The sequence below is a fragment of the Chthonobacter albigriseus genome (assembly GCF_013839445.1).
In the GTDB taxonomy this organism is placed as follows: Bacteria; Pseudomonadota; Alphaproteobacteria; order Rhizobiales; family Pleomorphomonadaceae; genus Chthonobacter; species Chthonobacter albigriseus.
Map to the genome: position 1 here is coordinate 1 of NZ_JACDIT010000006.1, position 22,023 is coordinate 22,023.

Sequence of the window (22,023 nt, forward strand, 5' to 3'; positions counted from 1 at the left end):
GAGAACGAAAAGGAAAAGCCCATCACCGTCAACTACGACGAGCTCGTGAAGAGCTGGGCCGACGCCAAGCAATAACGTCACCAGCTCTCCCATGGTGACGCGAGCAGGGCGCGGACCTTCGTGCCGCGCCCTGCCCACACCTTTCAAAGCTGCTCCAGCAGTCGAGTAGCTGCTGAAAACCCAACGTCGCTCGCAGCTTCCAGTCAGCGACCTAATCTCAAGAAGCGAGTTGTACTATGCCGCACATCGGAGACCTCGTTGCAGAAATGCTGGCGCAATATGGCGTCGAGCTGGTTTTTGGAATGCCGGGCGGCCAGACTACCGCGCTTCACGACGGCATCTCTCGTCGGACGGATCGGATCCGTCACGTGTTGATGCGAGACGAACGCAACGCTGCCTATGCTGCCGATGCCTATGCTCGACTGACCGGAAAGCCGGGAGTCTGCGACGTCACGGTCGGCCCGGGTGCCAACCTGCTCCCAGCCGGGTTCCTCGAAGCCTTGAACGCCTCGATCCCGATGATCGGGATCGTGGGCGAACTACCGCTAGACTGGCTTTCGCTGAAGGAGAAAGGCATCGCCTCGCAGGGTTTCGACCAACTGTCCTTCTTCAAGACCTTTTCCAAGGATGCGTGGCTCGTCCCCTCGGTTGAAGCTCTTCCCGATCTGATCCGGACCGCGTTCCGCGTTGCTACGGCACCGCGGCCGGGTCCGGTCGCATTGATCATCCCACATGACATCTTCGATGCCGAATGGGACGAGTCCTCCATCAAGGTTGCTGTCGACCACCGAGCCTGCCGCGCCCCGTTCATTCGATCCGCACCAACCCGCTCCGCAGTGGATCAGGCAGCCGACTTGATCCGTTCCGCACGCCGACCGGCGATCGTCTATGGAGGCGGTGTGCACGGGGCCGACGCCGTCACGGAAGCCGTCAGTTTTGCAGATCGACTTGGTGGCCTGGTCGTCACCAGCCTAACGGGGCGGGGCTCTGTTCCGGAAACGCTGCCCTACGCGGCAGGTGCTCTCAATCCGCTCGGTTCCTATGCGGCGATCGAGCTCATCAAGGAAGCGGATCTCGTGATCTGGTGCGGATCCAAGGCTAGCCAGAATACCGCGATGAACTGGACCCTTCCGCTGCCTGAGCAGGCCACAATCACGATCGACGCTGATCCGAACGAACATGGCCGGACATTCCTACCCACCGTTTGCCTCTTTGGCGATGTCAAGGAAGCGCTGACTATGCTCAACGATGTGCTTGAGCAGCAGGATCACCCGGAATGGCTGGATCGGATCGCGACAGTCAAAGCTGAGGGCGAAGCGCAAAAAGCCGAGGAGATCGCCAGCGAACGCATTCCGGTTAATCCTCCCCGAGCAATGGCAGAGCTCGCCAAGAGGGTGGAGCCGGACGACATCGTCGTCTCGGACGCCAGCTTTTCCGCCGGCTGGATCGCCAACTACCTCCCTGCGCGCAAGGCCGGGCGGCACTTTCTGTACGCACGAGGGCAGGGCGGGCTCGGGTACTCGACGCCCGCGGCAATCGGTGCCGCTGCAACGCGCCCCGGCACACGGATAATTACCGTGGCGGGAGATGGGGGCTTTTCCTACACGATCGGGGAGCTCGCAACCCAAGTCCAGAACAATCAGAAAATCGTCAATATCGTCCTCAATAACGGTCGGCTCGGCTGGATACAGCTTTGGCAGGAAATCTTCTTCAAGAATGTCCAATCGGCCATGCTGGAAAATCAAAGCTGCCAGCCGAATTTCGCCCAGGCAGCAAGTGGTCTGGGTTTGCTCGGAATCTATGTCGAGAAGCCCGACGAGATTGGCGCCGCTCTCGACCGAGCATTTGCACACGACGGCCCGTCGGTCGTCGAGATCAGGATTGATGATCTCGCCACTCCAATCCATAGCTTCAAGCGGCGGATGAGAGAAGGGTCGGATACGGCGCGGCCACGACCCGGTACGGTATACAAGCTTCGCGAGTGGAAGGTTTCTGCCGATCTTCGCAAAGAGCCGAAGTAATGATTTCTGTTAGTTGGACGTGGGGCGCTCCGGTTATGTGAGCGCCCGACAGCCTGAACGCGGAGGAGATCCAGTCATGCGACAGGAAACCACTTTCCTTTTTGATCTGGATGGAACTCTCGTCGACAGCGTCTACCAGCATGTCCTTGCCTGGCAGGAAGCGCTCGAGGAGGAGGGCATCTCGCTCTCGGTCTGGCGGATCCACCGTAAGATCGGGATGAGCGGCGGATTGTTTACGAACCAGTTGCTCCGCGAAACGGGTCTGACGCTCGACGACGAGCGCAACGATCGGCTTCGAAGGCTACACGCCCAAGCCTATCAGCGACTAGCTCATCGCATTCACCCCCTGCCCGGCGCCGTAGAACTCCTCAAGACGCTTGACGAGTACGGCCTCCGTTGGGCCATCGCCACGAGCGGCCGAATGGAAACCGCGGCGCAGAATCTCATCGCGCTTGGCCTTGACCCCGAGAACACGCCGGTCATCACGCGCGACCTGGTCAAGTATGCGAAGCCTGATCCCGATCTGTTTCTGGCTGCGGCCGAGCGGCTCGGGGTCAGAATCGAGACCGCCATCGTGGTCGGCGACAGCATATGGGACATGCTTGCAGCTCAGCGGTGCCGCGCGCTCGGTGTCGGTCTCCTCTGCGGCGGTTATGGATCCGATGAACTGGAGCGCGCAGGCGCATACCGGGTGTTCGAGGATCCTGCCGATTTGCTCAAGCACTTGGATGAGGTGGGCGGCAGAGTTTAGCTGCGCAGGCTACGGCCGACGCAGGCTGTGATAAGCTCGGTGCGCGGTGGGTCATCGCGGGAGGACCAGATGACCGTTTACATGGTCGAGCGCAATCTCAAGGGCATTGAGATGAGCGCCCTAGCTGAGGCACAGCAAGCAGCCATACGCAAAGCGAATGATTTTCGCGCCGAGGGCACCCCTATGAGGTACATTCGGTCGACGTTCGCGCCGGAAGACGGGCGGTGTATGTGTCTTTTCGAGGCCGAAAGTCCTGAAGACGTCAAGCGCCTGAACGACGAGGCTCAGATCCCATACGACCGCGTAGTTGTGGCGATGGACCTGACACCCCCCTAAAAGCTGAAGACTCAGAATTCAATCAGGATTGTACCGGTCGCTGGACGGGTCGACGCCCGTCCGGCACCGCGGCGTTGGCTCGACTCATACTGGCGGTTAATCGTTTTATGTAACGCTCACACAAGGGGGCGCGTGTCGGGATGTGAGGAATGGGTGACCTGAAGATCCAATCGGCCATCAACTGGTGCATGTCGGCATTCGTCTTCCTGCTGATCATCATGGGCGTTGCCACTGTGAGCGGCGTCCGCATCGTCGATCAGAAGATCGAGGCGCTTGAAGGCAAATGGCTGAATGGGACGCAATTGCTTGGCGCCATCAGCAGCGCCGTATCCGAATTCCGAATGGCGGAAGTTTCGCGCGCTTTGGCGCCCGACCGGGATAGCCGGGTTGAGGCGCAGCAGCGGATCATGGAAAGCACCATAAGGGTCCGGGACCTGCTGGATGAATACTCCTACATGCTTAACAGTGAGAAACCCAATGAGGAGGTACATGCATTTCTCGTCGCATTCCATGAATACAGGCGAGCGAACCGGCAGTGGGTCGTTGCCGATTTTGCTGGAGAAGACGATGGACCGGCCCAGGACGGGAGCGAATTGCATGCGCTCTACATTGACACGAAAATCGCGGTTGATCGGCTGGTCAGGGAAAATCACGAACTTGCAGGCAAAGACGCTCGAGGCGCGGACGAAATCAGCGACATCATTCTGATATCTGTTGGAATCATCTCTCTCGCAATCGGTTTGCTGGCAACGGGATTGCTGGTTTTCGTGCAGCGGCGGGTGACCGGTCCGCTCGGCGAGATGACATCGGCATTGGCGCGTCTTGCGTCCGGTGACCGGAGTGCCGGCGTTCCGGCCATCGACCGCCACGACGAAATCGGAGTTCTTGCTCGTGCCTTTGGCGTCTTCAGCGCGAACGCGGCTGCTCTGGAACTTGCCCATCAGGCCGTCGTCGAGGCTCAACGAGCGGCCGAGGAATTGGCCAGGCATGACGCGCTCACCGGTCTACCCAACCGCCGCACCTTCTCTGCCGCGCTCACCTCTGCCATCGGTGACCCGGATGGCACGGACACCGGTTCCTACGTGCTCTTGATCGACCTCGATCGCTTCAAGCCGGTCAACGACACCTATGGTCACGCTGCGGGCGACCAGGTGCTTTGTGAAGTATCAAGACGGCTCCTCCGCCTGGCTGGTCCGGACGACATGGTGGCGCGTCTTGGCGGGGACGAGTTTGCAATCCTGTGCCGGCCAGGATCACGGTCGGACATTCTGGAGACTGCAAAGGGTTTCGCCGAGCAGATTATCGCTTCGTCGCGAACACCCATATCTGTGGGAGACATTGCGGTGGAGATCGGTGCGAGCGTTGGGATCGCCCTCTGCAGCACCGACGGAGCGGATGCAGACGAGGTGCTCCGCGCGGCGGACGTTGCCATGTACCGCGCCAAGCAGGGTGGTCGGAACACCTACCGCAACTTCGAACCTCTGATGGACGAGGAGCGGAAAACCAGGGCAAAGCTCGAGGAGGATGTCCGCGCGGGTCTCCTCTCCGGTGCGATCGAGCCCTATTACCAGCCGCTCCTGGACCTCCGATCCGGCCACATCAAAGGGTTCGAAATTCTCGCCCGCTGGAACGACGAGGCACGGGGATCTGTGTCCCCTGATCTGTTCATTCCGGTGATAGAGCAACTTGGGCTTGCCGATGAGCTTGCGACCCGGATGCTGTCGCGTGCTTGCCAGGACACCCGAGATTGGGATGTGGAGCTGTCCCTCAACATCTCACCGCTCCAACTGCAGGATCCATTCCTCCCGACACGCATCTTAGCCGTTCTCACCCGTGAGAACTTCCCTCCTTCAAGGCTTGAGATCGAGGTGACCGAAACGGCTCTGATGGGAGATGTCGACCGCGCTCGACATGTCCTGAGCGAGTTCAGGGGGCTTGGGATAAGCGTTGCGCTGGATGATTTCGGGACCGGATACTCCAGCTTGAACCATCTGCGGGAGCTCAAGTTCGACCGCCTCAAGATCGATCGATCGTTCATCATGACGATGGCGGACAACCCGGAAAGCGAGAAAATCGTCGATGCCGTCCTCGGTCTTGCTGAAAGCCTCGGGATTGCAGTCGTAGCCGAGGGTATCGAGAACGAGGTGGCACGAGCCAAACTGGCTGGTCGAGGATGTGAGTTCGGTCAAGGCTATCTGTTCAGCAGGCCGGTTCCCGCCGATCAGGCACGCGTTCTGGTGGAGAGTGACGCGCGGAAGACGGGTCGCTCCCAAGCCCGAGTGGCCAAGCTGTCTCGTTGACCTTGGTTTGGTTCGCTACGCTGCTCCCCCCATGCTGACCTGCACCGTTATGCGCGACCAGCCATGGTACCGCAGTCGTACCTCCGGCGCCGCAGCCAGATGCGCTGTAGGATGGGACGAGGTGGCATCGAGCCGGTTTCGAGACCCTCCCCTGGTTCGACCTGTCGCACGGTACAGCCGACAGGAGGTTTGTCCGACCCCAGCCCTGATCCACGCGGAGTCAGGTATTCGTAGACCCGCCTTCGCCGCAGGCTCCCGAACAGGGGGCGTTGAGGTTGCTCCGCGTCAGCGCTCACGGCGATAATGCATAGCGACCGCGCCGCTGCGGAGCGGCTTCGCCGAGACCAGTTCGAGCCGTCGCGCCCTGTGCAGCCCGCTCTGATACAGGGTCGGGCCGTGGCCCGCGATCCTGGGATGGACCAGGAGTTGGTATTCGTCGATCAGATCCAGCCGGTCCAACTCAGCCGCCAGTTTGCCGCTACCGAGGAGCACGCCGGCGGGCGTGGCGTCCTTGAGCTTCTGGACGCTTGTTCGCAGGTCGCTGCCGATGTTGTGGCTGTTGGCCCATGGGAAGTCCGTTCGTGTCGACGACACGACGAATTTCGGTTTGGCGTCAAGCTTGACCGCCCATTCCCGTACCGCCGGCGCCGCTTCCACCTCGCCGCGAGCAACCGCCGGCCAGAAGCTCTCCATCATCTCGTAGGTGATGCGGCCCCACAGCATCGCGCCGCGCTCGTCCATAAGGCGCGTGAAGAACGCATGCGTTTCGTCGTCCGCGATCCCCTCCTCGTGGTCGACGCAGCCGTCCAGGGTGACGTTGAGGCTGAAGGTCAAAAGTCCCATGCGACAAGCCTTAAAACCATGCGTCCCAAAAGACCTGGGGCTCTCGGTTGATGTTCAACTCCCGAGGGGTCGGACCGGCCGTCTCCTGCCTCATCGCTGTCCATCCCGCACCTCAACGCCAGGGCCCTCACCCTACCCGGCTCCATGCGCATCGTCTCGTCTTCCCGCCAAATCCGCTCTTCGGAAAGATACTGGATGATAGCACCAACCCGCTTAGGCCAGAGGTGTCTCCTTCCCGGTGTCCATAGACAGAAGAGCCGTCAGGAACTGGTGGAACAGTTCGCGTTCGGTGGTGATGTCCAGCTTGTAGTAGAGCCTCCAGCGATGGTTCTTTACCGTGCCGGCCGAGACCCCGAGCCGCTCGGCAATTTTGCTGTTGGGAAAACCGAGCAGGATCAGCTTGACGATCTCGGCCTCGCGAGGAGTCAGGTCGTGGCGGCGGCAGAAGGCTTCCACGGCGTCGGTGGCCGACACACGAATTGGACCGTCTGATCGGCGCTCGATCATCCAGAGGGTGCCGCCAGGGGCGATCGAGAATTCCTCACCGAGTGCATCCCGATGGAGGACGTGCTCGTCGTCGAGCGTGACATGCGCAGCTTCGTCGCTTCGGGCCAGGGACAGAGCCCTTTCCAGGTCCTTCGATCCGGCATGCTCGCGCCAGGCCTCGTTGGCGAAAACGGTTCGGCCGGTGCAATCCTGGATGAGCACAGCACCCGGAATGCCGCTTGCGTCCGTCTGCCCGAGCCGCCTGAGGGCCGCGGCGAAGACGGCGTCCACATGCTGGCGGTGCAACGCTGCGATCAGCGGCAGCATGGCGCGGGCATTCTCGCGGTCGGCTTCGGTGAAGGGCTCGACGCACTTCTCGCAACAGATCGCGACCGTGATACCGCCATGCGAGGGCAGCATGAAGGCGAGTTCGTCGAAGATGAAGGCGATCTTGAAGATCTCGGCGAGATACTGCTCCTCGATCTGATCGTCGGGCTGGAGCGAGCGAAGGTTGACGACGACAGGCTCGCGGTTGCGGCGCGCGATCTCCTGAAGCGGATCCAGGCGATGAAGACCGCCGAGGTAGAGGTCCACTGCCTCCGGGGTCATAAAGCCGTTGACGAGGAACGCCGGCCGTTCGTAGGCGGCGTAGCGCATCACGAGGCGCTGGTCGCATCCTGTCGCCCGCGCGACGAAGCGGGACAGCACGTCGTAGAACCCCGTGCGGCCGGCGCTTTCCAGCACGTCGGCGATCTCGGCATAGATCTGCTGGTCCGGCGCGGCATGGGCCGGTTCGATCTCCTCGGTCCGGAAGCCGTGCTTCGGCGCGGTCATCACCGTCTCCGCAAGGCCGACCTCCCGGTGACTTCGGTCACCTTGCCAGAGGTCGACGGTTCGTGTTGGCGTCTTCAAGCCCATGATCCATGCCGCGCGGGAGTCAATCAATGCCAGCCCTTCTCCAATGTCTTCCCGTCGCGGCTGACAAGACCGCCAACCTCGCCACCCTGCGACGGACGGCGTTCCTCGCCTCGCAGTGCGGAGCCGACGTCCTGGTCATGCCGGAGCTCTTCCTGACCGGGTACAACCTCGGCGACCGGCTCGCCGGCCTCGCCGAGCCCCTCGATGGGCCTTCCGTGGCCGCCGCCCGGGCGATTGCCCGGGAGACGCGGACGGCCCTCGTGTTCGGACTTCCGGAGCGCGACGGATACGACGTCTACAACACGTCGGTCGCCATCGACCGTGACGGGAGCCTCGCCGGCCGATACCGGAAGATCCAGCTCTTCGGAGACATCGAGCCGACGATCTTTACGCCGGGCGACCGGACCGAGGTCGTCACTCTCGCCGGCCTGAAGGTCGGGCTTGCGATCTGCTACGACATCGAGTTCCCGGAAATCGCCCGGTCGCTGAAGCGTGCCGGCGCCGAGCTGATCTGCGTCCCGACCGCCAACATGACACCCTTCATCGACGTGCCGACCACGCTGGTGCGCGCGCGGGCGTTGGAGAATGGGGTCCCGGTCGTCTACGCCAACCTTGCCGGCGCGGAGGGAGACCTCGCCTACACGGGGCTCAGCGGCATCATCGGCTTCGACGGCCGGGACATCGCCCGGGCCGGCGCGTCCGGTGAGGTGTTCCTGGCCTGCAGAACGGAAGCGATCCGAGCCCCAGCCGCTCATCCCATGCTCAGCACGCAGCATCGGGACCTCAAGCTCGACGCACGCGCCGCCCGGTGAGGACGGCGCGCGCGCTCCGGGTTTCCGGTTGCGATCAGCCGCGCCGGACTGCGCCGGCGTTGCCGGTCAGGGCCTCCAGGATCAGCTGGACGGCGAGGCGGCTGGTGATGCCGTCGTGGTCGTAGGGCGGAGAAACCTCGACGAGATCCATGCCGCCGAGACCGACCTTCCCGATCTCGCGGATGAGGGCGATGGCCTCGCGCGAGGTCATGCCACCGGGCGCGGGCACACCCGTACCGGGCGCGTAGGCGCCGTCGATGGAATCGATATCGAAGGTGAGATAGACGCTGTCGGTGCCGGCACCGGCAATGGCCGTGGCTTCACGGGCGACCGCGACAGGTCCGCGCTCCAAGATCGCTTCGAGCGGAATGAGCGTGATCCCCTTCTCCCGGATGTAGTCGAGTTCCGACTTCGGGTTCATCCAGCCGTTGGTGCCGACGATCACGATCTTCCGTGGATCAAATCCGGCGTCCACCGCCCGCGTGATCGGGCAGCAGTGGCTGAGGTCCTCGCCACCGACATCCAGCGCGGTGTCGAAGTGGCTGTCGACCAGGATGAGGCCAGGATTGGCGTAGCGCTTCCGGAAGGCACGGACGCAGGCGATTGTGATGGAATGGTCGCCGCCGACCGTGACAGGCATCGCCCCGCCGGAGAGGACCTCCGAGACAATTGCTTCCGCCCGGTTCATCGTCGTGACGGCCGAACCGGGGACGACCGGGACATCGCCAACGTCGGCGAAGCGGTAGTGGTCGTTGAGGTCGATCCCGTGGTTGGCGTTGAAAAAGCTGAACTGGTCCGACGCTTCGCGGATGGCGCGCGGGCCGTAGTTCGTGCCGGTCCGACTGATGCACATGGCGTCCCAGGGAAAGCCCAGGAAGGCTGCGGTCACTCCGGCCTGAGAGAGCGCTGACGCGCTCGCCGCCAGCCGCGGCAGACGCATGAAGGTGCCGCCGGTTCCGGCGTGGAGAAGCCCGGCGAAGGCGTTTTCGCTGAAGGTCACGGTATCGGACATCTGATCTGTTCCTCGCGGTCAACCGGCGCCCTCACCCGGACGCCCGCCGTCGAATGGGCCCAGACTGTCGCGGACCGCCGCCGACTCCAATGGTGCCTGCGGTCACCATTGCCCACGGCGGTTCCGGCGCCGAACATCGCCCCAAGCCAAGAAGAACTGTCAGGGCCCGGCTGCCGCCGTTCAGCCGGAAACACAAGGGCGGCTGCAACGGATCGTCCCGACGACAAGACCTGGAGGGTGGAAGCCATGTTGACGAGGAAAGACGTTCTGCGCGGAGGATCCGCGGTCCTTCTGATGCTCGCCGGCTTTGCGGGATCAGGCCCGGCGACGGCGCAGGAGCCGATCGTGGTCGGAGCGCCCATTCCGGTCACCGGACCCTTCGCCAGCGACGGGATCGCCATGAAGATGGGCCTGGACCTCGCCGTCGAGGAGATCAATGGCCGGGGCGGCCTCCTCGGCCGGCCGCTCAAGCTCGTCGAGTTCGACATCGGCGACCTCACCCCCGACAAGTTGGAGGCCGCGGGCACCAACCTCGTCTCGCGGAACAATGCCGCCGTGCTGATCAATGGATACGGCGGCATGGGTCCGGACATCCCGGCCTTCTGCGCCTACCCGGTCCCCTATATCAACAACAACGCGACCTCGAACGTGGTGCCGCTCCGCAACCAGATGGAATGCGGCAACATCTTCATGGGATCCGACGTGGACAGCGCCTATGCGAAGGCCACGTTCCAGCAGATCCTCGACCTCGGCTACGCCTTCCCGTCGAAGACCGTCGCCATCGTCCACGGCCCCTACGACTGGGAACTGAACTCGGCGCAAGGCATCCGGGAAGCGGCCGAGGCCGCCGGCTGGGAGGTGGTGATCGACGAGGAGGTGCCTTACGACAACCGTCAGTGGTCGGGCGTCCTCTCCCAGATCAAAGCCGAGGAGCCTGGCCTGGTCTTCTTCGAGCTGCTGGACACCGCCGGCGTCAGCTCGTTCGTCGACCAGTTCCTGGTCGATCCCCCGAAGACGTCCCTGCTCTATGCCGGCTACATTTTCAGCACGCCGGCCTTTCAGGAGATCGTGGCGGGCGGCGGCGCAAACGGCGTCCTCGGCATGACCGTGTCGGCGCAGCTTCCCGGGGCAAAGGGCGAAGCCTTCGTCGCAGCCTGGGAGAAGAAGCACGGGGCCAAGCCTCCGTTCAGCATCGGCGCGGCGATCTACGACGAGTTGATGCTCTGGGCCGCCGCCGTGGAGAAGGTCGGTTCGGTCGACGACTATGCCGCCATCAACGAGGCGATCCGCGGGCTTGCCTACGAGGGCGTCACCGGCGTCTACCGCTTCAACGAGGAGCAGTATGTCCCCGTCGCCGACGACACGCTTCCGTCCCACCTCATCCAGGCGCAGGATGGTCGCCACGTGCAGTTGAAGGTCGGCAGCCAGAAGGTGGGCGACTTCAAGGTTCCTGCCTGGATCGCTCCCTGACCGATCCCGCCCGGGGCCTTTCAGGCAGGCTCCGGGCGGCTTTCATCCTGCCTATCCGAATGACGGGAGACCCGGCGCCATGCTGGCAAGAGCCGACGGATACCCCGGCGACGGAGCGCCTTCCGATCTCCTGGAGGTCCGCGCCGTATCCAAGCACTACGGTCCGATCCAGGCGCTTAGCGACCTCAGCTTCACTGTCCGCAAAGGCGAGATCCTCGGCGTCGCCGGTCCGAACGGTGCCGGCAAGAGCACGCTGCTGGCGGTCTGTACCGGCCACCAGAAGTCGGACGCGGGTGACGTCCTCGTGGAGGGAGCCGTCCTCTCGGGCCGGCCGCCGCATCGCTTCTGCCACGCCGGCGTCGCCCGCATGTTCCAGATCCCCCAAGTGTTCTCATCGCTTACGGTGCGCCAGAACGTGGAGGTCGGTGCGACCTTCGGGTGGCGACCCGGTTCCGGCAGCCGCCTCTCGGTCGAGGAGTTGATGCGCGTCACCGGCCTGGACGGGCTTGGCGATCATTCGTCCGCCGACGTCGACCTCATCACGCGCAAACGCATCATGTTGGCCGCAGCCCTGGCAACCGGGCCGAAAGTCCTCTTCATGGACGAACCGCTGGCGGGACTGAACGAAGAGGAGATCGAGACGCTCGCCGAGCTGATCGCGACCCTGCATCGGACGCTGGCGCTCTCGATCGTGCTGGTGGAGCACAAGGTGCGTGCGCTCGCCCGCCTCTCCGACCGCATCATGATCCTGAACTTCGGGAGGCTGGTCCGGCTCGGTCCGCCCGCCGAGATCCTGGCGGATCCGGAGATCATCGACCTCTATCTCGGTAGAAGCTATGTCGCTTGAGATTCGCGACCTTCACGTCTTCTACGGCGATTTCCACGTTCTCCACGGGGTCTCCCTCACGGTTGAGGAGGGGCAGCTCGCCGGTGTGATCGGCGCGAACGGACACGGCAAGAGCACGCTGCTCAAAGCGATCTGCGGGCTCGTTCCCGTGCGCGCGGGGTCCATGACCTACCGCGGCGAACGGATCAACGGGCTCAGCGCACCCGATCTCGTCGCCCGGGGCATCGTCTACGTCGCCGAGGTGCGGCATCTCTTTGCGCAGATGACGGTCCGCGAGAACCTGATGCTGGGAGCTTATCTGCCGCGGGCGCGGAAGGCCGCGGCGCGGAATCTCGATCAGGTCTACAGCCTCTACCCGCGTCTCAAGGAGCGCGAGCGTCAACTCGCCGGAACGCTCAGTGGCGGCGAGGCGCAGATGCTCGCGCTCGGCCGGGGGCTGATGTCGGAGGCGGCGTTCATGGCGATCGACGAACCGTCGCTCGGTCTCGCGCCGGGGCTGACCGCGACCATGCTGGACACGATCCAGGCCATCAACGCCCGAGGCATCACCATCCTCCTGGTCGAGCAGAGCCTGGCGCTCATCGCCGACCGGGTCCACGCGGTCCACGAGATCGAGGAAGGGCGGATCGCCGCCCTTGCCCACGCATGACCGATAGGATCCACCATCTTCCGACCAGGCGGGCCGATGCAACAAGTGCTTGAAATCCTTGTCAGCGGCCTGTCGCAGGGCGCGGTCTACTGCGTGTTCGCGCTGGGGCTGTCGCTCGTCTACGGCACGTCGCGGATCCTCAACTTCGCACACGGTTCGATGTACATGACGGCGGCCTACCTCGCCTGGCTGCTGACGGCAGGCTGGCTCACGCTTCCCGTCGGCGTGGCGCTCCTAGTGCTGGTACCTGTGCTCTTCCTGTTCGGGGTAGGGGTGGAACGGCTGGTGATCCGGCCGCTCCGGCCGCACGCCAACTGGAAGACCGCCACGATGATGGCCACCCTCGGCTTCGCCTTCGTCCTGGACAATCTGAACCTCGTCCTTTTCGGTCCGACCAGCATCACACTGGCGCCGCTCGTGGAGGGAACGCTTGCGCTCGGCCCGGTGGTCATCTCGCGGCAGAGCGCCGTCACGCTGGTCCTTGCAGTGCTGGTCGTGGCCGCGCTTCAGGTGTTCCTGACGCATTCCGCCTTCGGTCGGGCAATGCGGGCCGTCTCGCAGGACATGACCGGCGCGGAGATGGTGGGTATCCGGGTCGGCCGGGTCTATGCAGCGAGCTTCGGGATCTCTGCGGTATTGGCCGGCGTCGCGGCGGTGCTGCTGTCGCCGGTCTACCTGATCTCGCCTCTCGGCGGCTGGGCGCCGTTCCTGAAGGCCTTCGTGATCGTGGTGTTCGGCGGCCTCGGCAGCACCCAGGGCGTGCTCTACGCGGCTTTCATCCTCGGTCTCGTCGAGGCGGTGGTCGTCGCCGAACTCAGCGCGTCTTGGACGATGCCGATCTGGTTCCTTGTGCTCCTGACCGTCCTGATGGTCCGCCCGCGTGGGCTGCTCGGATCCTGGGGAGACTGACATGACCGGCGAAACCACTGCCCGTTTGGGCTTTCTGGCGGCCGTCACGGCCTTCGCCATCGCGGCGCCCCTGATCGGCGACAGCTACATCCTCCACGTGATGGTGCTCTGCTTCATCTGGGTGATCGTGGTCTCGGCCTGGGACCTCGTGATGGGTTACGCGGGCATCTTCAACTTCGCCCAGCTGGCCATCTTCGCAGTCGGCGGCTACGCCTCCGGCATGCTCGCGATCGGGACCGGGATGCCGCCGGTTCTAGCCGTGCCGCTCGCGGCGGTGATCGCCGGAGCATTCGGACTCCTCATCGCGCTGCCGTGCCTCAGGCTGCGCGGCGAGTATGTGGCCCTCTTCACCTTCGCCGTGCACCTCGCCCTCCCGACCCTTCTCGAGAAGGGCCGAGCCTGGGGTACGGGCGGTGCGAGCGGTCTTGTCGGCGTTCCCCCGATCCGGATCGGCGATCTCGCCTTCACCACAAGCAACAAGATCGGCTGGTACTACCTCGCTCTCGCGGCGGCCGCGATCAGCGTGTGGCTCATCTACTTCGTGGTGGTCCAGGGGCGCTGGGGCCGGGCCTTCGTCGCCCTGCGGGACTCCGAAGCCTTCGCCCGGTCGCTCGGGATCGATGAGTATCGCACCAAACTGAAGCTCTTCACCTTGTCAGCGGCGGTCACCGGCTTCGGAGGGGCTCTCTATGCCCACTACGTCGGGGTTATGACACCGCGCGTGCTCGGCAACGAGTTCTTCCTGATGGTGATGGTGATGCTCAGCATCGGTGGCCTCGGGCGTTTTCCAGGGGCCATCTTTGGTGCCTTCCTGGTGACCGTCGGCAACGAGCTTCTGCGGGAGGCCGGGCAGTACCGGCTCTTGTTCCTCGGTGCGATCGTCGTTCTCGTGGTCATTCTCCTGCCGAACGGGGTCTCCGATCTCTTGACCCGGCGGAAGAAGGCGGCCGCGGCGAAAAACATTGAAATCGGCAAAGCCGATGTGCCGACGATCAGATCCGGAGTGAACCCAAGCTGCAGTCCTTAGCAAGGGATCACCCCACGGCGGGTGGGACAAAGCCCGCCGTGTTCGCTGCTTGAACTGCTTTCGATCCCTTCTCCCGAGCTGCGAATCTCCACTGATCGCTCTGCCTTATGTCAAGACAAGGCGGTGAGCGGGCGACCGTTCAGGGCCACCATCGGTTTCACGCGCCGTGGCGGCCGCTTCGATGGCGCGAAATGGCCGCCAGTTGATCTGGCCAAGAACGTTGAACATCTAGGTCTCCGTGAAAGACCGAATGGGAAGTCAACCCCAGCTCTGGATTGCGTGACTAGGTGGCGGGGTGAGCAAAATGGAGATCGAGAACCCAGGTTACTCCGAAGCCATCCTTCAGCATTCCGTAAAGCGGGGAGAAGCCGGCGGGGCCGATCGGCCGGATCACGGTGCCGCCCTCGGAAAGCTTGTCCCAGTAGCCCTTCAGGGTCCCAGCATCGTCGCCGGGTACCGAAACGAAGACCGGATCTTCGCCCGGGTACCAGGGGCGTGCGCCTGGCACGTCGTAGGCCATGACATGAAAGCCGTCGGCAGAACGGGGGTCTCGATGGTCATGGACGGCTCCTTGGTCCGGGTTGATGCAGATGTTAGACGTGATCCCAACTGACAGTATCTGGCAGTTGGATCATGGCCCGGGCAGACAGGCTTTTTCAGCTTCTTCAGGCAATGCGGGTCATGCCGGCGCCGATCACGGCCGCCCGTCTCGCCAAGGAAACCGGCATGTCGCTGCGCTCGCTCTATCGCGACATCGACAGTCTGCGGGCCGAGCGGCGGGCTTGAAGGTTTGGCTTGAAGACCGGATCGACGACATCACAGGTTATTGCGTAGACTAGGTGCATCCACCTGGATCCAGGTCCAACAGCCAAACGACCGCGCGATGATTTGTCGGTGAATTGTCCTATTGATCGCCGGTTTGCGATAATCGCTCGACCTTCAGCGCCCTATCGTGACCGCCGATGATCGGGACGACTATGTTTCCCAGTAGCACAATGACAAACCCAATCTGCTGCAGGACAAAACCTACGAATGTGTAATAGTCCCTGTCTCTGGAAGCAGTCTCTTTCAGTTTATCTTTATCTTCCGTCTGCTTGATCAGCTCAGTCTGAAGACGTCGCCCAAATGTCAGTACGTCTGATTCATATCTCACGAGTTCATTAAGCGCTTCACTGCCCCGACTCGCAGCTGATGCAACCTCATCGAACTTGGCGATGGAAAATGGGGGATTCGGTACAAATGCCTGAATTTCAGCAACTACAGCTCTGATCGGCTGACGCCTGCTTGTATCGATCAACTGAACGAACTCCGGTCGATACGACGGAGAAAGGCTGTCCGTATGAACGACAGCCGTTATGAGCGCCCCGGTTGTGACAAAGAGCTGATACTCCGAAACTGCGCGATCGATTGCTTGGATGCTACCTCGGAGAATCGCCAATTCTTCGTCTGCCGCATCAATTCGGCGCCGCGCATCGTCAGCATAGATGACAGAGGCAATACCGGCGACAACGGTCAGAACGCCGCCGACAATCGCGTTCAGATTGCTGAGCGACCAGAATTGCCGCGAGCCAAACACATGAAGAGCTTTCATTGCTCGCCCTCACTTTCAGATATACGATCGCCCATGTAGCAGTGCGTTGTATTGTAGCACTCGCGAAGCGCTTCAATTTCTACGGCGATCAAATTAGGAGGGAAAGACATGCGGCTAGCAGTTTTCTCACTCTTTATCGCTGCCGCTGCTCCAGCATTGGCGCAACCAGCACCAGAAGGGTGCTATATAACGCGGGATGGCCCGATGATCGCGGGAAACACCGCCGCCTACTTTGACCAGAACCTGACCGCGAACTGGTTAGCTACGCAACGGGCGGCCAATCCACAGCTTATGGCGAGCATTGCCGGAACCTATTACATAGAGATCGTAAGTCCGAACAACGACGCGGTCAGTCGGAGTTATCGAACGATCGACGCGAATGGTCTGTTTTCGTATCAGGATCAAACCTGCGGTGGTTTCACCTGTTCGAACAACGGCGGCCATGGTCAATGGGCCGCCCATGCAACGCAGCGGAATACGATATATCTCATGATCAACTGGTCTGACTTGAGTCGCACCAGCGCCTGCATAAGTGCAGAGCTGTATATGGACGGATCGGACCTGGTTGGCGCCGGAGATCAGATTCGCTGGCGCCGAGTACAGTAGAACGTAAGCGGGTCTTCAGGCTCCCAGGCTGCGAGCTCTTTCTACTCAGGCTGGTCGCACGTCACGAGGCGTGGATCTCGACCTGATCTGCATCTGCTGGGGTCCGTCTTGAAACCCGGCAATGACCCGACGCCCCCGCAATCCGGAATCGCAGCTTCGATGCTCGGCCCAAAAACGACAAAAGCCGCGGTTTCCCGCGGCTTTGTAGTCATCGGAAACTGGAGCGGGCGATGGGATTCGAACCCACGACCCCAACCTTGGCAAGCAAGAAATTGGAGCGTTACAACCTTACACTGCAGTTCGGTGGCATTCAGCGGGGTGTACTGGAGTACTATATCGCGACCGAGTACGGGCCGCGGAGCGGTATGTACCGCAGGCCAATCCGGTGAACTGGAAGGAACGGGTGTGACGGTGACCGGGCGGGGACCCGGCCCTTGGGCGAGGCTGCCCTACTCCAGATATCAGCGCCAACTGCAACGTCACCAGATGTACCCGCGCACCATCAAGCTGATCTCAGTGGCGCGCCTCAGCTTCGCGTCGCCCTTGTTACTTCCTGTCAACGGACACAGTGTTCTTCCAAACGTGCTTCCCAACCGTTAGACTGCAACTAAAGAGAACAACAGACACTCGGGGGCAACCTTGTTCGAAGAGCAAGCGAGGAAAGCCGAACACTGTCAGGCACTGATCGCCGTCGCGGGAGACCCAGCAATTGATAGCTTTCAGGAGGAGGTTCGCGAGCAGATTACCAACCCCACCAGTCAGGAAAACTGGCATCGCGAGGTCGGTTTCCGGCGGTACAGATTGGGGGGCGGTGTTCTCCTTCTTGGCCACCTCTTGAAAGCATGCGCCGAGCGAGCGGGTCTTTCGATCGCGGTATCCACGCCGCAGTTCGAACTGCCGGACCGATTTGATGCCCCCGTAAAGATCATCAGGTCGCTCGCCTACCTCGTGAGAAGAGAGACCGTCATTGACGGAAAACTTCAGAACCGCTGGTTCGCCTCGCAGTTCGCGGGGTTCAGTCGCTCAGCCACGCCCTCCAGCAATAAAGGAATTGAGAAGACACTTCGCGGGGTGGATACGGACGGAAGAGAGCCTGATGTCGTAGTGATTGACGATGCGGGCAACGGCTTCCGAGACGATCCCGAATTGTGGCCCGATTGGCTGCGAAAACCTGGCGCCCATTCATGTTTCCTCGCTGTCCTGAAGATCAACCGCCCCTTCCGGACCGAAAGCCCCCTGTTCCAAAGCTTCACTTCCTATCCGGCCGCCAACAGGATTGTTGTCGTCAACGGCTACGATCTTCGCGATGACGGGCACGACATCAGCCGCCGGCTATCCTGGGAAAGGACGACAGCGGACCTCGCGCGATACGCGACGAAGGAACCCTTCAGTCAACTTTCCAACGGCGGACAGCATACCGTCGTTGTGCGTCTTGGTCTTGAGGGCACGGGCATTCTCTCGAACGGCGAGGTTCAACTTATCGCCGAGCCGTCTGCAATCGAAGACGATCTGGAAGCTGGCTCGGGAGCCCAGATGTCCGGAAAAACGTCTGCCTTTACCGCTGGCCTCGTCGTGGCGGCACTTCGCGGTAAATTGAACAGCCCCGATCTCGACGTGGCGCAGTGCGTTGAAGCTGGTATGAACGCCGCCCTATCGTACCGCCTGAACGGCTACGTGGTGGAGTCCGGCCCTGAGCCAAAACTCACCATTCCCCCGCCGGCCAATGAAACAGCAGGCTTCAGACCCCAATCGGACAGATCACGTTTTGTCCGGAACTACCAAACCGATGCAGCCGTGACGGCACTTTGGCCGACTCACTATCGGGCGACTGCAACCACTGGACACGACATCCAGGCTCTCGCCAAGCGGGTCGTCCGAGAGGGTGAGGGTCCGCTTAGACCCTATCTGCGGGCTCGTTTTGGTGGCCTGGTGGTCACGGACTGGCGCGAGGTCGAAACCTTCCGTTACGTCGACAATCTGATCCGCAAGTACATCGCCGGACAGCAAGCGACGCCCCTGTCCCTCGCCGTTTTCGGAGCCCCCGGGTCTGGTAAGTCGTTCGGTGTCAAGGAGATCGCACGATCCTTCTCAAAGAAGCAGTTGAAACCGGATATTGCCATCTTCGAGTTTAACGTCGCTCAATGGTCGAGCCAGCGGGACCTCACGATGGCTCTCCACCGCATTCGGGACGAGGCGATCGCAGGAAAGATGCCTCTAGCCTTCTTCGACGAGTTCGACGGTAACTGTCGAAACTGGCTCAAGCTCTTCCTCGCGCCCATGCAGGATGGAACATTCCGCGACGAGGCGCAGGACCACACCATTGGCAGAGCGATCTTCATATTCGCCGGTGGCACAGCAAAGTCTTACCGCGAGTTCACGGCACCACTCGAAGACAGCAAGACAGAAAAGGAACTACGCGACGCTAAGGCACCGGATTTCATCAGCCGCTTGAGCGGTTCCGTCGACATCCGCGGTATCGACCGCCCGGACGACGCCGAAATGGATGACGGATCGTGGCAGATCCGCCGGGCGTTGATCCTAAGAAGCCTCCTCTCGCGGCAGTTCAAGAAAGTCTTCGACCAAGACGGGGTCGCTGACATAGACGAACCGGTACTGGACGGCCTCCTCGGGGTTCCCCGTTTCAAGCACGGGACCCGCTCACTTGAAGCAATCCTGCGTATGAGCAGTGCGGACGCCGAGACAACCCATTTCGGACTGTCGGAACTGCCGCCCGACGATCAACTGAAACTGCACGTCGCAACCGGCGAGCTGCTTTCCGCCATTCGGGGAGAGTTGAAGACATTGTCCTGATGCAGCTCATTCAAGAGCTTGGGGCCATTTGCACCAAACCCGTTCCTACGAAAAGCGATCGATCACCCATGTGGACGCATGTTCATCCCTACGAGAAAGCTGAGTTGACCGCCGAGTCGATTGAAAGGCACGGGCGTATGGCTCTGTACCGAGCCCTTAGCCTGCGCCGGGTCGTCGGGTTTATCGGCTCAGGCGTGACGATCGCCTATGGGCAGCCGACTTGGGCGGAACTCGCGGCCGTCGCAATCGAGGCTGTCCGAATGAAGATTGACGACCACAAACCGAATGACTGGCCGGGCGAAGCGAAGAGCCTTGCCAAACTCCTCGGGGCCTCTGACAAGGACATCAAAGAACGGGTTGCAGTAGTATTCAAACTCGACCCAGAAGACGAGTTTCGGCTGAGTAGCCGTATTCCCAATCTCCTCGCGCTCTGCGAAGCTACGCTCAAGATCCTGGCCAAGAAGCCCGGGGGCGGGACCAGCGCCGAAATTGCCGCGGCTGCCCGAAAGGAAATTGCACGTGAGATACTATCGCCACCCAAGAAAGTCGCGCAGAACCGGCTAACGCGCGCCAAAGTGAAAATCGATCTCAAGAAAATCCCTCCGTACAGCCCGTTCGACTTCGTCCGCCTCCTAGCGCACCTGATTACGTCGAGCGAAACGGTATCCCCCAATCAGACGTCGTTCCTTAGGGAGCACTTTGAGGACGTCGACGAAGGAATTCGATGCGCCCCGGACTGCGACATTATCAAGTCTCTCATGGATCTCGGACTTCGGCGATTTGTTACATTGAATTATGATGTTGAGATTGAGAGGCGAATCGCACACGAGGCAAAGGACACATCTAAAGAAGATTTCGGTAGACTATTGAGCGAAAGTGAGCACGGAAACTCGAAAGTACGTAAGACGCAACACGCTCCTGGTGTTGCCCCGTCCATCAGCGTGGAAATGTGCGAGGAAACAGCTGCCGACCTGATCAACTTCAGTGCGCATCCAAAGCGAGCAGAGCGATCCGTCTTTCATCTCCACGGTCGCGCTGATCGCCCGGAGGGCATGATCCTGACGGAGGACGACTATAAAAGGCTCTACGTGAAAGACGGGATCTCGCGTCGCATCTTTCGAGACGGCCAGGAGATCCTACTGTCAGGGAACGATGTGTTGTTCGTCGGTGTCGGTATGGAGGAAAGCGACGTTCTCGGCGCGCTCCGACTTTACATGACCCGAGACCCGAATTCTGACACGGAAACGCGCGAGACCTACGTATTAATTGAAAGCGTCGCCGATACAGAAGATAGCGATACAAAGTACTCTCGAGACGATGTTCAAAAGGCGATCGATCTCAAAATCAAGTACGGGGTCAGCACCCTCTTTTTCGGAAGGAGGATGAAGGGCTATCGGCAGATACAGCGGGCGTTCAAATCGGCTCAAGAGGTAATGGATGACGCGTCTTCGTTCTCAGCAGGCGAAGTCGACCAATGGAAGATGTGGCTAGAACGCGCCGGTAAAAGTCTGACTAAAATAGATGAGATCGTTAAGAGTGACAATGCGACTGGCGATGTTGGCGTCGAATACAAACAGCTACCTATAAGAAGATATGAGGTAGACGCAGTTAACGCATTGCGCAGAGAAATTTACGGACATTCGGAGGATCTGACGGGCGGGAAGAATAAAGACGACGTCCGCAAACGCATCCAACAAAAACGTATCCAACAAACAAGACGACTTGGCCGGCTCCTTATCGCCGCCATCTCCAGCCGTATGCGGACGCGCGCCTTGATGCATGAACTCGAACACATCGAGAAAAGGCAGCAGGAATGGTGGCGTGACTGGCGTGTTCTGCCCCGCTTTGCGCGACCCACTTTCAACGTTAAGGAAAAGTCTGAAAAAGTTCCTCACCCGGTTTGGAGCAGGCAAGCAGTCGTGCTGGAGCGCTCCGTCAATGAAATTACAGATTTCGAGATGCTAAAGCAGGCTCAAGCCGCTGCGAACCCCGCTGTCGCATACCCTTGTCCGTTTGGATTACGTATACTCCGCCTAGCCATGACGCGGGGAGCCGGACGCGGCACTTTCCTCTCTATGCTCCAGAATCCTCTGATTCACAAGCAATTATTCCCCAAAAACAGCTCCAGTAACGAATATCAGAGTGCCTTTTTCGCTTCTACCGCCTTCAGCATACAATTTAACTCCGTCATCCAAGCTCTTTGTTCCATGCTGGCTGGCGCGATCGCTAAGGTAGATGACGAAAACGACGAAATTGCGCAGAAGTATCCGCACAGGGTGTTGAAACGTGACGACAAAATATCGGTCGTCCACGTCCATGTCCTCGATCTTCTGAAGGCGCTTATGGAGAAATACGTAGCTCTATATAGAAGCGGGAAGGTCGGCCGAATCTTTTTATGCCTCGGAGGTCTGGATCGGCTTTGCGATTCCAGCGGGCACGCGTTCAGCCCGACCCATCGAGCCTTCTTTCGAATGATCACGGCGTACGGCTTTGATAGCAAGGACTGGCCACTGGATCTCGTCCTCGTTTCCAGCTGGGTCGAAACGCCGCTCGCTTACCTGAGCGAGCCCAGTACCTCACACGACTTGGCAAGTAGCGGAGTCAACAGAGAGTTGAAGAACTGAACAGTTCTGA

Annotated in this window: 19 protein-coding genes and 1 pseudogene; 14 read left to right on the top strand and 6 right to left on the bottom strand. The window is 61.1% G+C overall.

From position 1 onward, the window contains the following. Positions 1 to 236 precede the first annotated feature (236 nt). The 4 genes from HZ321_RS15425 to HZ321_RS15440 all read left to right on the top strand — a co-directional run bounded on the left by HZ321_RS15425 (position 237) and on the right by HZ321_RS15440 (position 5,408). On the top strand, positions 237 to 2,021 hold the full coding sequence (locus tag HZ321_RS15425) for a thiamine pyrophosphate-binding protein (RefSeq protein ID WP_181703292.1): 1,785 nt from the start codon (positions 237 to 239) through the stop codon (positions 2,019 to 2,021). Positions 2,022 to 2,097: 76 nt separating this feature from the next. Continuing rightward, positions 2,098 to 2,772, top strand: coding sequence for an HAD family hydrolase (locus HZ321_RS15430; protein ID WP_181703293.1), 675 nt, complete (start codon positions 2,098 to 2,100; stop codon positions 2,770 to 2,772). A 69-nt stretch (positions 2,773 to 2,841) separates the two neighbouring features. After that, entirely contained in the window at positions 2,842 to 3,108 is a 267-nt protein-coding gene (locus HZ321_RS15435) for a DUF4242 domain-containing protein (protein ID WP_181703294.1), read from the top strand. Between the two features lie 149 nt (positions 3,109 to 3,257). Next, complete coding sequence (locus HZ321_RS15440; protein WP_181703295.1) at positions 3,258 to 5,408, top strand: putative bifunctional diguanylate cyclase/phosphodiesterase; 2,151 nt, start codon at positions 3,258 to 3,260, stop codon at positions 5,406 to 5,408. A gap of 285 nt (positions 5,409 to 5,693) precedes the next feature. Here the strand turns inward: HZ321_RS15440 and HZ321_RS15445 are convergent, their stop codons facing one another. Both HZ321_RS15445 and HZ321_RS21695 read right to left on the bottom strand, forming a co-directional pair. Beyond that, on the bottom strand, positions 5,694 to 6,251 hold the full coding sequence (locus HZ321_RS15445; protein WP_181703296.1) for a dihydrofolate reductase family protein: 558 nt from the start codon (positions 6,249 to 6,251) through the stop codon (positions 5,694 to 5,696). Positions 6,252 to 6,464: 213 nt separating this feature from the next. After that, complete coding sequence (locus tag HZ321_RS21695; RefSeq protein WP_244635912.1) at positions 6,465 to 7,571, bottom strand: helix-turn-helix transcriptional regulator; 1,107 nt, start codon at positions 7,569 to 7,571, stop codon at positions 6,465 to 6,467. A gap of 110 nt (positions 7,572 to 7,681) precedes the next feature. Here HZ321_RS21695 and HZ321_RS15455 point away from each other — a divergent pair, with 110 nt between their 5' ends. Further along, positions 7,682 to 8,467 (top strand): carbon-nitrogen hydrolase family protein, encoded by a 786-nt coding sequence (locus tag HZ321_RS15455; RefSeq protein WP_181703297.1) that lies wholly within the window; start codon positions 7,682 to 7,684, stop codon positions 8,465 to 8,467. 34 nt (positions 8,468 to 8,501) lie between these two features. Here the strand turns inward: HZ321_RS15455 and speB are convergent, their stop codons facing one another. Continuing rightward, positions 8,502 to 9,479: an agmatinase gene (gene speB, locus HZ321_RS15460; protein ID WP_181703298.1), complete on the bottom strand. Its 978-nt coding sequence runs from the start codon at positions 9,477 to 9,479 to the stop codon at positions 8,502 to 8,504. Between the two features lie 246 nt (positions 9,480 to 9,725). Between speB and HZ321_RS15465 the strand changes: the two genes are divergently transcribed. From HZ321_RS15465 to HZ321_RS15485, 5 genes are all read left to right on the top strand, one after another. Beyond that, positions 9,726 to 10,949 carry an ABC transporter substrate-binding protein gene (locus HZ321_RS15465; RefSeq protein WP_181703299.1) on the top strand — a complete coding sequence of 408 codons (1,224 nt, stop codon included), beginning with the start codon at positions 9,726 to 9,728 and terminating at the stop codon, positions 10,947 to 10,949. A 79-nt stretch (positions 10,950 to 11,028) separates the two neighbouring features. After that, positions 11,029 to 11,796 carry an ABC transporter ATP-binding protein gene (locus HZ321_RS15470; RefSeq protein ID WP_181703300.1) on the top strand — a complete coding sequence of 256 codons (768 nt, stop codon included), beginning with the start codon at positions 11,029 to 11,031 and terminating at the stop codon, positions 11,794 to 11,796. Next, the gene (locus tag HZ321_RS15475) at positions 11,786 to 12,445 is read left to right on the top strand and encodes an ABC transporter ATP-binding protein (protein ID WP_181703301.1); all 660 of its coding nucleotides are present in this window, start codon (positions 11,786 to 11,788) and stop codon (positions 12,443 to 12,445) included. Before HZ321_RS15470 ends, HZ321_RS15475 begins: the two co-directional genes overlap by 11 nt. 45 nt (positions 12,446 to 12,490) lie before the next feature. Further along, complete coding sequence (locus HZ321_RS15480; protein WP_181703302.1) at positions 12,491 to 13,354, top strand: ABC transporter permease subunit; 864 nt, start codon at positions 12,491 to 12,493, stop codon at positions 13,352 to 13,354. 1 nt (position 13,355) lies between these two features. Beyond that, positions 13,356 to 14,381 (top strand): branched-chain amino acid ABC transporter permease, encoded by a 1,026-nt coding sequence (locus tag HZ321_RS15485; protein ID WP_181703303.1) that lies wholly within the window; start codon positions 13,356 to 13,358, stop codon positions 14,379 to 14,381. 105 nt (positions 14,382 to 14,486) lie between these two features. Here HZ321_RS15485 and HZ321_RS21850 read toward each other — a convergent pair whose 3' ends face one another. Both HZ321_RS21850 and HZ321_RS15490 read right to left on the bottom strand, forming a co-directional pair. After that, entirely contained in the window at positions 14,487 to 14,609 is a 123-nt protein-coding gene (locus HZ321_RS21850; RefSeq protein ID WP_280514503.1) for a hypothetical protein, read from the bottom strand. 55 nt (positions 14,610 to 14,664) lie between these two features. After that, complete coding sequence (locus HZ321_RS15490) at positions 14,665 to 14,901, bottom strand: VOC family protein (protein ID WP_181703304.1); 237 nt, start codon at positions 14,899 to 14,901, stop codon at positions 14,665 to 14,667. Positions 14,902 to 15,014: 113 nt separating this feature from the next. On the opposite strand from HZ321_RS15490, the pseudogene HZ321_RS15495 reads away from it, so the two are divergent. Then, a pseudogene (locus tag HZ321_RS15495) lies at positions 15,015 to 15,152 on the top strand (HTH domain-containing protein); the annotation flags it as partial. Positions 15,153 to 15,285: 133 nt separating this feature from the next. Here HZ321_RS15495 and HZ321_RS15500 read toward each other — a convergent pair. Beyond that, the gene (locus HZ321_RS15500; RefSeq protein WP_181703305.1) at positions 15,286 to 15,972 is read right to left on the bottom strand and encodes a hypothetical protein; all 687 of its coding nucleotides are present in this window, start codon (positions 15,970 to 15,972) and stop codon (positions 15,286 to 15,288) included. Between the two features lie 108 nt (positions 15,973 to 16,080). Between HZ321_RS15500 and HZ321_RS15505 the strand changes: the two genes are divergently transcribed. From HZ321_RS15505 to HZ321_RS15515, 3 genes are all read left to right on the top strand, one after another. Next, on the top strand, positions 16,081 to 16,578 hold the full coding sequence (locus tag HZ321_RS15505; RefSeq protein WP_181703306.1) for a hypothetical protein: 498 nt from the start codon (positions 16,081 to 16,083) through the stop codon (positions 16,576 to 16,578). A gap of 639 nt (positions 16,579 to 17,217) precedes the next feature. After that, positions 17,218 to 19,389, top strand: a complete 2,172-nt coding sequence (locus HZ321_RS15510) for a hypothetical protein (RefSeq protein ID WP_181703307.1) — start codon at positions 17,218 to 17,220, stop codon at positions 19,387 to 19,389. Continuing rightward, positions 19,389 to 22,013 (top strand): SIR2 family protein, encoded by a 2,625-nt coding sequence (locus HZ321_RS15515; protein ID WP_181703308.1) that lies wholly within the window; start codon positions 19,389 to 19,391, stop codon positions 22,011 to 22,013. The genes HZ321_RS15510 and HZ321_RS15515 overlap by 1 nt, the downstream gene beginning before the upstream one ends. Positions 22,014 to 22,023: the final 10 nt, after the last annotated feature.